The sequence below is a fragment of the Spirillospora sp. NPDC049652 genome (genome assembly GCF_040675125.1).
GTDB lineage: Bacteria > Actinomycetota > Actinomycetes > Streptosporangiales > Streptosporangiaceae > Spirillospora.
In genome coordinates this window covers 1-8,693 of record NZ_JBFAOF010000246.1, presented here as the reverse complement: position 1 = coordinate 8,693, position 8,693 = coordinate 1, and the positions used below count along the sequence as shown (strand labels likewise).

Below are 8,693 nucleotides of genomic sequence, written 5' to 3'. Positions count from 1 at the left end.
CGCCGTCGCTGAGCCGGGCCGCCGGCCGCATGGTCAGCAGGGCCCGCGACCGCCACCGTCCCGTCTCGCCCTCGGACTCCTGACCGTCCAGGCGGAGCCCTGTGCATCGGGGGTTCAGGCGTCGGGGGAGCGACGCTTCTTGGCCGTGTCCAGCACCACCAGCAGGACGGCGGCGGCCACCAGGGCCGCCGCCGCGGTGATCCACCACGCCGGCGCGGGCATCCGGGACGGCAGCGACAGCAGCGGCGTCCAGCCGAAGTACTTGGCGGGGAACGGCGCCACCCCCTCGTAGAAGCCGGCGAAGAACACGATCGACTGCAGCCCGTCGTAGGCCTTCGGATCCATGCCGCCAGCCTTCCGGCGGGGGCGGACGGCCGATAGCGACCAAGGTCGATCCCGCGTCCTCTTTGGAAGCCGCCCGGACCTTTCCGACCGCCCGGACCGTGCGGCAACCGGACGTCTTTCCATCCCGTGCGCCTCGGTAGGAACAGCAGGGATGTCCGGTTCGTTACTAGACCGAGCGGTGGAGCCACCGCTGTCCTGGAGCGGCGCCTAGCGGGGGCGGGCGCCGGCCGGGCCGTCCGCGGTCGTGCCGTATCCCGGCCGCAGCAGGGACGGGACGCCGCCAACGCCCTCTGACCAGCGCGTTCGGCACCAGCAGACCAGAAGGACACCGATGACCACCCACCGGGACGGGCGTGAGAGCCCTGAGCAGAGGGGTCTGTCCCTCCCGGACACCCTGGCCCGCACCGAGACCGGCGCCTGGACCACTCCTACCCCGCGCCCGGACGGCCCCACCTCTCCCGAGGCCGTCCACTCCGCGGCGTCGCAGGGCTCACCCGCCGTCGCGTCGGAATCGGCCGTGGTCGCCGAGAGCTCGGCGGCCCCGGTAGGCGGTGGTTCCGGGGATGACGGCGGGGCGTCAGCGGAGAGTGCCTTCTGGGGTGAGGGCGATGACGGGCGGCGTTCGGGCGGGTACCGGACGCGGCGGCTGCGACGCCGGCGGCGGATCCGGCGTCTCATCCCGGCCGGGTTGCTCGTCGCGGCGATGCTGCCGGTCGCCGGGTACGGGCTGTACACGCAGGTGGAGGGCAACATTCGGCACGTCAGCGCCGACGACCTCGGGCCCCGTCCGGCCAAGCGGACGAAGGCGGAGAACGTCCTGGTCGTCGGGTCGGACAGCCGGGAGGGCGCGAACGCCGGGTACGGCAAGGAGCAGGGCGCCCGCACCGACACCATGATCCTCTTCCATGTCCCGGCGGACGGCAGGAACGTGCGCGGGATCAGCCTGCCGCGCGACTCGGTGGTGCCGATCCCCGCCTGCCGGGCGCCCGGCGGCGCGGTGGTCCCGGCCCGCACCGGAATGATCAACTCGGCGTTCAACGAGGCCGGGCTGGCCTGCGCGTGGAAGACCGCCGAGGCGGCCACCGGCGTCCGCGTCGACCACGCGCTGCAGATCGACTTCACCGGCTTCAAGTCCATGGTGGACGCGCTGGGTGGGGTCGAGGTGAACGTCCCGGCGCGGATCGACGACACCAAGGCCGGGCTGCACCTGGCCGCCGGGCGGCAGAAGCTGAACGGTGAGCAGGCCCTCGGGTACGCGCGCGTCCGGTACAGCGTCGGCGACGGCTCGGACCTCGGCCGGATCAAGCGGCAGCAGCAGCTCATGACGGCGATGGCGGACAAGGCGCGCGGCCAGCTCGGCAATCCGGCGCGGCTGTACTCGTTCCTGCGCGCGGCGTCCAAGTCCGTCGTGACCGACAAGGGGCTCGGCCTGAAGCAGATGTTCGACCTGTCGTCCAGCGTCGGCGACACCGGCGGCATCCGCTTCGGGACCGTGCCGGTGGGGCCGTACCCGGCCGATCCGAACCGCCTCCAGTGGACGCAGCCGGCGGCCGGGGACCTCTTCGACTCGTTGCGCTGACGGCCCTTCCCGCGCTGACGGCCCGTCCTGCGCTGACCGTGCCGTCAGTCGCGGCGGAAGCGGAGGCAGGCGACGGCGGCGGCGAGGCCCGCCCCGGCCATCAGGTACCAGCCGAGCCGGTAGTCCGCGATCGCCGGCCGGCCGCTGAGCACGAACGCCAGCACCGCCACTCCGAGCGCGGACGCGATCTGCCGCGTGGTCATCAGGACGGCCGAGCCGAGCGAGATCCGGTCGCCGGGGAGCGCGGTGGACGCCCCGAACAGCGGCGGCTGGAGCAGTGCCGTGCTCGCGCCGAACAGGACCGCGCCGGGCAGGTAGCCGGCCGCGTACCCCTGCCCGATGGCGACCGCCCACCAGGCCGCGCCCGCCGCCAGCGTGAGGCCGCCGAGCACCGCCGACGCGCGCTCGCCGATGCGGGCGACGACCCGTCCGGACAGCGGGGACAGCGTCATGCACGCCACCGGGACGGGGGCGAGCGCCAGCGCGGCGGAGACCTCGGACCAGTGCCTGACCTGCGTGAAGTACAGCGTCGTCGCGAGCAGTCCGGCCGCGAACGCCAGGTAGTAGAACCCGACTCCCGCGACGGCGACCGCGAACGTCCGGTTCCGGAACAGCGCGGGGTCGATGATCGGGTCGCGGGCCCGCCGCAGCCGTGCCGCCAGCAGCGGGACGAGCACGGTGAGCAGCGCCCCGGAGAAGATCGTCGGGACGGACGGGTAGCCCCACTCCGGTCCCTGGGTGAGCAGGGCGGTCAGCGTCCCGGCGGTCGCGAGCAGCAGGGCCGCGCCCTGGAGGTCGAGCGTCCGACGCGTCCCGCGACCGCCGAGCGCCTTCCCCGGCTTCCGGTCCGCGCCGTCAGGGGCGAGGAGGCGGCGGCCCGCGAGCACGGCGGCGGCCGTGATCGGCAGGTTGATCAGGAAGATCCAGCGCCATCCGGCGAGCAGCAGCAGGCCGCCGAGGACGGGACCGCAGCCCGCGCCCGCCGCCGCGACGGCCGTCCAGATCCCCATGACCGTCGGGTGCTCGCGGCGCGGGAACGCGGGCAGCGCGAGGCCCAGCGAGGTCGGGATCAGCAGCGCCCCGGCGACCGCCTGGACGACCCGGGCCGCCACGAGGAGCCCGAGTGTCGGAGCCGCCGCGCAGGCGACCGACGCGATCCCGAACAGCGTCATCCCGACCAGGAAGACGCGGCGTCGCCCGGCGTCGTCGGCGATCCGGCCGGCGGGCACGAGCAGCGCCGCCAGGACGATCGTGTACGCGTTCAGCACCCACGACACGTCCGCCAGGGACGCGCCGCCGAAGCCGTCCCGCAGCGCGGGGAAGGCGATGTTCACGGCGAACAGGTCGAGGATCGCCAGGAACTGAGCGGCCGAGGCGACCCCGAGGACCCACCACCTTCGCGGGTCGGCGGCGGTGGGACGGTCCGGTGGAGAGGCGGAGAGCGAGGAGGCGGGTGGAGCGGTCGCGGAGGGGGGCTCGGTTTTCATGATCACAGCTTCGGTGCGGCCGGTTCGCCCGGACGAGTGGCAGAAATGACGCGATGCGCTAGATTCCTGCCATGCCCTCTGTGCAACCTTCCGCGCCGCCCTCCACGCTGACGCTCGCCGTGGTCGTCATGGACGACATGCCGGTCTTCGAGGTGACGATTCCGTGCCAGCTGTTCGGGACGCCCCCGCCCGGACACACCGGTCCCTGGTACGACCTGCGGATCTGCGCGGAAGGCGGCCCCCGGCACGTGCCGATGCGCGGCTCGTCCGGGCACCACGACCTGCCCGGCCTGTTCGGCGTCCAGGCCACGCACGGGCTGGACGGCCTGCGCGAGGCCGGCACGATCGTCGTCCCGGCGACCGCCGACGTGAGCCGCGATCCGTCCGGAGCGCTGCTCGCCGCGCTGCGCGAGGCGCACGAGCGCGGCGCCCGGATCGTGTCGCTGTGCTCGGGCGCGTTCGTCCTGGCGGCCGCCGGGCTGCTGGACGGCCGGGCCAGCGCCGTCCATTGGAAGCACGCCGAGGTCCTCGCCCGCCGGTTCCCGCGCGTCCCGGTCGACCCGGCCGTCCTGTACCACGACCACGGCGACCTGCTCACGGGCGCGGGCAACACGGCCGGGATCGACCTCTGCCTGCACCTGATCAGGCACGACCTCGGCGCGGAGGCGGCCATCGCCGTCGCGCGGCAGATGGTCGTCCCGCCGCACCGGTCCGGCGGGCAGGCGCAGTACGTCGACTCGCCGCTGCCGCGCGGCCGGGCCGAGGGCGGGCTCGGGCCGGTGCTCGACTGGGCCGTGGAGCGGCTGCACGAGCCGCTCACGGTCGCGGGCATCGCCGCCCGCGCCGGGCTGACCGTCCGCACCCTGCACCGCCGCTTCCACGCCGAGCTGGGCGTCACGCCACTGCAGTGGCTGCTGACCCAGCGCGTGCTGCGCGCCCGTGAACTGCTCGAACGCACCGATCTGCCGGTCGACGCCGTCGCCGTCCGGTGCGGCCTCGGCAGCGCCCCGAACCTGCGCGCGCACTTCTCCCGCGAGATGGGCGTGTCCCCCAGCGAGTACCGCCGGGCGCACCGCACCCGCGAGACCGCCGAGCCTCTCCCCGCCTGACCCGATCCAAGGCACCGGCCGCGGCCGCCCGCCCGGGCCGCGGCCGCCTGGCCGGGCGGGGTGCCGCTGTTCGCCGACCGGGCCCGTGCGGTCCGGTCCGGCAGGTCAGAGGGTGATGACGACCTTTCCCGGCACACCCGAGCGCTTGGCGTGGAAGGCGGCACGTGCCTCGGCGAGCGGGTAGGTCGCGCCGACACGCGGGCTGATCCGGCCGTCGGCGGCGCGCTGGACGATCTGGGCGAGCTGGTCGCGGTTCGGCTCGACGATGAACACGACGCCGCGCGTGCCGCCGGGCAGCTCGGGCGGCGGGGCCGTGATGGACACCAGCGTCCCGCCGGGCCGGACGACCGAGGCCGACCGGGCGAGCACGTCGCCGCCGATCGTGTCGAAGACGACGTCCACCGGCCCGGCGTCCTCGAAGCGCCCGTCCTCCAGGGCGACGAACTCGTCCGCGCCCAGGTCCCGGGCCAGGGCGGCGTCCCGGGCGCGGCCGGTGGCGAGCACGCGGGCCCCCGCCTCGCGCGCGAGCTGCACGGCGAGTGAGCCGGTGCCCCCGCCCGCCCCGTGCACCAGGACGGTCTGCCCTGGGGCCAGCCCGGCGTGCGTGAACAGGCCCTGCCAGGCCGTCAGCCCCGCGATCGGGAGCGCGGCGGCGTCGGTGAAGGACACCTCGTCGGGCAGGCGGGCCAGGTCGCGGGCCTCGACCGCGATGTACCCGGCCGCGCCGCCGTCGCGGTGCCAGTCGGCGAGGCCGACCACCCGGTCGCCCTCCTGGAAGCCGGTCGTCCCGTACCGGACGGCGGCGACGACGCCCGCGACCTCGTGCGCGGGGATGCTCGGGGCGCGGTCGCGTCCCGCGCGGTCGGTCCAGGTGCCGGGCCAGGACAGCTCGTCCGGGACGATCCCGGCCGCGCGCACCTCGACCAGCACGTCCCCCGTGGCGGGACGCGGCACCGGGACGGTCTCGACGGTGATGCCGTCCGCCGCGTCCTCGGGCGAGTGGGCGAGCGCGGCGCGCATCGACGTGGGAAGGGTGCTCATGGTCCTCCTCGGCGCGTTCCGCTCCCCGGCGACCGGGGCCTGCTCCCGATGATCGCGTACGCCGCCCGGCGCCCGCCCGGCCGCCCCGCCACCCGGCCCTACCGCCCGATGCCACCCGGCCCTACCGCCTGGTGCCGTCCGGCCCCGATACCCGGGCCGGACGGCCCGTCCAGGGTGTGATCTCCGCTTCGTCATGTCCCAGGACGGCGCGGAGGGGCGACAATGGGGGGCGTGACCGACATCCGAACGCCGCTCCGCCGCCGTCCCGCCCAGCGCCGCAGCGCCGAACGCGTGCAGCGGATGCTGGACGCCTGCGCGGACATCCTGGACGAGGACGGCTACGACGGTCTCACCACGACCCGCATCGCGCAGCGCGCCGAGGTCGCGATCGGATCGGTCTACCAGTTCTTCCCCGACAAGCGGGCGGTCGCGCAGGCGCTCGCGCTGCGCAACCTGGAGCAGTTCGAGCGGCGGGTGTCCGAGCGGCTCACCGGCGGCGGCTTCGACGACTGGTCCGACACGGTCGGCGCGATCATCGACATCTTCGTGGAGATGCACCGCTCGGTCCCGGGGTTCCGGGTGCTGCGGTTCGGCGACGTGGCCGACGTCCGGCTGCTGGACGAGGGCGCGGAGAACAACTCGGTCGTGGCCGAGCGGCTGCGCGAGCTGATCGTCGACACCTTCGGCATCGCCGAGACGCCGGGTCTGGCGCGCGCCCTCGCGATCGCCGTCGAGGCCGCCGACGCCGTGCTCAAGCTGGCCTTCCGCCGCGACCCGTCAGGCGACCCCGACATCCTCGCCGAGGCCGAGCGGCTCATACACGGCTACCTCGCCGACCACATCTCCACCGCCTGACGCCCGCCGGGCCAGGCCCCGCGCGGGCGGCGGCCGTGGTCAGGGCGTCGCGGCGGCGGTGGGTGGAGGCGAACGGCCGGAGTCCCCGCCGAACCCCGCCTCGGGCATCGGGAACGCGCGGCGGGCGCGCCAGCGCGGGGCGCCGTCGATGAAGGCGTCGAGGGTGACCGCGGTGGCGTCGATCGCCCGGGTGGACGCGCCCGCCCCGATCGCGAACGAGCCCGGCCAGGCGTGGCCCGCGCCCGAGACGCTGTAGAGGTCCACGCGGGCGTCCCGGCGGCAGCCGGTCCAGGAGCGGCGGCGGACGCCGGACGCGGGCTTCGCCGAGACCGTCTTCACGCACGCGAACGCGCGCCCCCACGCCGCCGCCGAGGCGGGCACCGCGGGCAGGTCGAACGAGCCGTCCGCCGGGACCATCCAGGACGGGATCCGCGCCCGTCGCCCGCCGAAGGGCTCGCCGCCTCCGTACGGGACGACCGGGTCGGACGTGCCGTGGAAGGCGACGATCGTGGTCGGCGCGGGCCGCGAGCACGGCCGGGCCAGGTTCAGGCCGGAGACGGCGGCGACCCCGGCGAGCCGTCCGCCGAGGCCGCAGACCAGCGCCGTCGCGAGGCCCGCGCCGTTGGAGAAGCCCGCCGCGAACTCGCGCCGCCGGTCCAGGCAGAGGCCCTTCTCCAGGTGGTCGAGCAGCGCGTTCACGTAGCCGATGTCGGCGTCGCCGTCCGGCATGCCGGGCAGCTTCCAGCCGGTGCGGCCGGGCGCGCTGCCGGGTTCGACGACCACGAACCCGCGCGCGGCGCCCGACGCCGCGAGCCGTCCGTAGACGGCCTCCTCCAGGCCGGAGGAGTCCAGGCCGTGCAGGTCGAGGATCAGCGGCGAGGGGCTGGTGTCCTGCGGGTCGTCCCGTCCCCGGTCGGGGACGCTGACGAGGAAGTCGCGCCCCTGGAACGTGTGCCGCCCGCTGGTCAGCGTCCCGCCGGTGCAGCCGACGCTGGCCCACTGCGGGACGGCCGGGGCGGGCCCGACCGGCGTGGTCTTGATGGTGCCCGGGTCGCCGCTGCGGCAGGACGCGGCGAGCGCGCCGGCCAGCAGCAGCGCCCCGATCCGCCGCGCGGCGCGGCGGGTGGGACGGCGGCCGGGGGGTGTCGCCGGTCGGCGGGGCCCCCGGGCGGGGGCCCGGTGAGCTCGGCGGCTCAGAGCCATCCCTGCGCCCGCGCGGTGTGGACGGCCTCGATGCGGTTGCGCGCCCCCACCTTGGTGATCGCGGCCGAGAGGTAGTTGCGGACCGTGCCCTCCGACAGGTGCAGGCGGGCCGCGATGTCGGCGATGGTCGAGCCGTCCGCGCCCGCCGTCAGCACGTCCCGCTCGCGCGGCGAGAGCGGGTTCGGGCCGGCGCTGAGCGCGGCGGCGGCGAGGTTCGGGTCGATCACCCGCTCGCCCGCGACCACCCGGCGGATCGCGGCGGCGAGCTCCTGCGCCGGGCTGTCCTTCACCAGGAACGCCGAGGCGCCGGCCTCCATGGCGCGGCGCAGGTAGCCGGGACGGCCGAAAGTGGTCAGGATCATGACCCGGCAGGACGGGACGGCGGCGCGGATCTCGGCGGCGGCGGCCAGGCCGTCCTTGCCGGGCATCTCGATGTCCAGCAGCGCGACGTCGGGCCGCTCGCGCTCGGCCGCCAGCACGGCCTCCGCGCCGCCCGCGGCCTCGGCGACCACCTCCAGGTCGTCCTCCAGCCCGAGCAGCGTGGCGAGCGCGCCCCGCACCATCCCCTGGTCCTCCGCCAGCATCACCCGGATCACGTCGCAGACCCTACTGCCGGGCGCGGGGCCCCGCCGTCCGCCGGACCCTCGGCGCTCCCGGGCGTCCCGCGGTCGGCCGTGCCCTCGGTGCTTCCCGGCGTCCCGTGGCCTTCCGTCCCCTTGCCGCTCCGTCCGGCCGGCCCCGCGTCCGGCGGTAGCGGCAGCCGCGCGGTGACCGCGAACCCGCCGGACGGGCGGGGCCGGGCGATGACGTCGCCGCCCGCCGCGCCGAGGCGTTCGGTGAGGCCGGTGAGCCCGTTGCCGGGGGTGAAGGACCCCTCGGACGCCGTGCCGTCGTCGGTGACCGACAGGACGGCGGCGTCCGGCTCGCGGCGGACGACGATCTCGCAGCGCCTGGCCCGGGAGTGCCGGACGACGTTGGTGACGGCCTCCCGGACGGCCCAGCCGAACAGCCCGTCGGCCTCGTCCGGGAGCGGGGTGCCGGTGGTGCGGACGACCGGCTCGATCCCGGCGGCGG

At 75.9% G+C, this 8,693-nt stretch carries 9 protein-coding genes; 3 read left to right on the top strand and 6 right to left on the bottom strand.

The annotated features are described in order from the left end of the window. Positions 1 to 114: 114 nt before the first annotated feature. Positions 115 to 345 (bottom strand): hypothetical protein, encoded by a 231-nt coding sequence (locus AB0J52_RS17795; RefSeq protein ID WP_500182683.1) that lies wholly within the window; start codon positions 343 to 345, stop codon positions 115 to 117. A gap of 331 nt (positions 346 to 676) precedes the next feature. Between AB0J52_RS17795 and AB0J52_RS17790 the strand changes: the two genes are divergently transcribed. Beyond that, positions 677 to 1,924, top strand: coding sequence for an LCP family protein (locus AB0J52_RS17790; RefSeq protein WP_500182682.1), 1,248 nt, complete (start codon positions 677 to 679; stop codon positions 1,922 to 1,924). 44 nt (positions 1,925 to 1,968) lie between these two features. On the opposite strand, the gene AB0J52_RS17785 is transcribed toward AB0J52_RS17790, so the two are convergent. Beyond that, a complete protein-coding gene (locus tag AB0J52_RS17785; RefSeq protein ID WP_500182681.1) occupies positions 1,969 to 3,411 on the bottom strand; it encodes an MFS transporter in 1,443 nt (480 codons plus the stop codon). Between the two features lie 71 nt (positions 3,412 to 3,482). Between AB0J52_RS17785 and AB0J52_RS17780 the strand changes: the two genes are divergently transcribed. After that, positions 3,483 to 4,520: a GlxA family transcriptional regulator gene (locus tag AB0J52_RS17780; protein WP_500182680.1), complete on the top strand. Its 1,038-nt coding sequence runs from the start codon at positions 3,483 to 3,485 to the stop codon at positions 4,518 to 4,520. Between the two features lie 105 nt (positions 4,521 to 4,625). Here the strand turns inward: AB0J52_RS17780 and AB0J52_RS17775 are convergent, their stop codons facing one another. After that, positions 4,626 to 5,561, bottom strand: a complete 936-nt coding sequence (locus AB0J52_RS17775; RefSeq protein WP_500182679.1) for an NADP-dependent oxidoreductase — start codon at positions 5,559 to 5,561, stop codon at positions 4,626 to 4,628. 231 nt (positions 5,562 to 5,792) lie between these two features. Between AB0J52_RS17775 and AB0J52_RS17770 the strand changes: the two genes are divergently transcribed. Next, positions 5,793 to 6,416: a TetR/AcrR family transcriptional regulator gene (locus AB0J52_RS17770; RefSeq protein ID WP_500182678.1), complete on the top strand. Its 624-nt coding sequence runs from the start codon at positions 5,793 to 5,795 to the stop codon at positions 6,414 to 6,416. 39 nt (positions 6,417 to 6,455) lie between these two features. On the opposite strand, the gene AB0J52_RS17765 is transcribed toward AB0J52_RS17770, so the two are convergent. The 3 genes from AB0J52_RS17765 to AB0J52_RS17755 all read right to left on the bottom strand — a co-directional run. Continuing rightward, a complete protein-coding gene (locus AB0J52_RS17765; RefSeq protein ID WP_500182677.1) occupies positions 6,456 to 7,619 on the bottom strand; it encodes a CE1 family esterase in 1,164 nt (387 codons plus the stop codon). Beyond that, on the bottom strand, positions 7,610 to 8,215 hold the full coding sequence (locus tag AB0J52_RS17760; RefSeq protein WP_500182676.1) for a response regulator transcription factor: 606 nt from the start codon (positions 8,213 to 8,215) through the stop codon (positions 7,610 to 7,612). Before AB0J52_RS17760 ends, AB0J52_RS17765 begins: the two co-directional genes overlap by 10 nt. Then, positions 8,212 to 8,693 (bottom strand): sensor histidine kinase (locus tag AB0J52_RS17755; protein WP_500182675.1); only part of this gene is annotated, 482 nt, incomplete at its 5' end. The genes AB0J52_RS17760 and AB0J52_RS17755, both read right to left, overlap by 4 nt.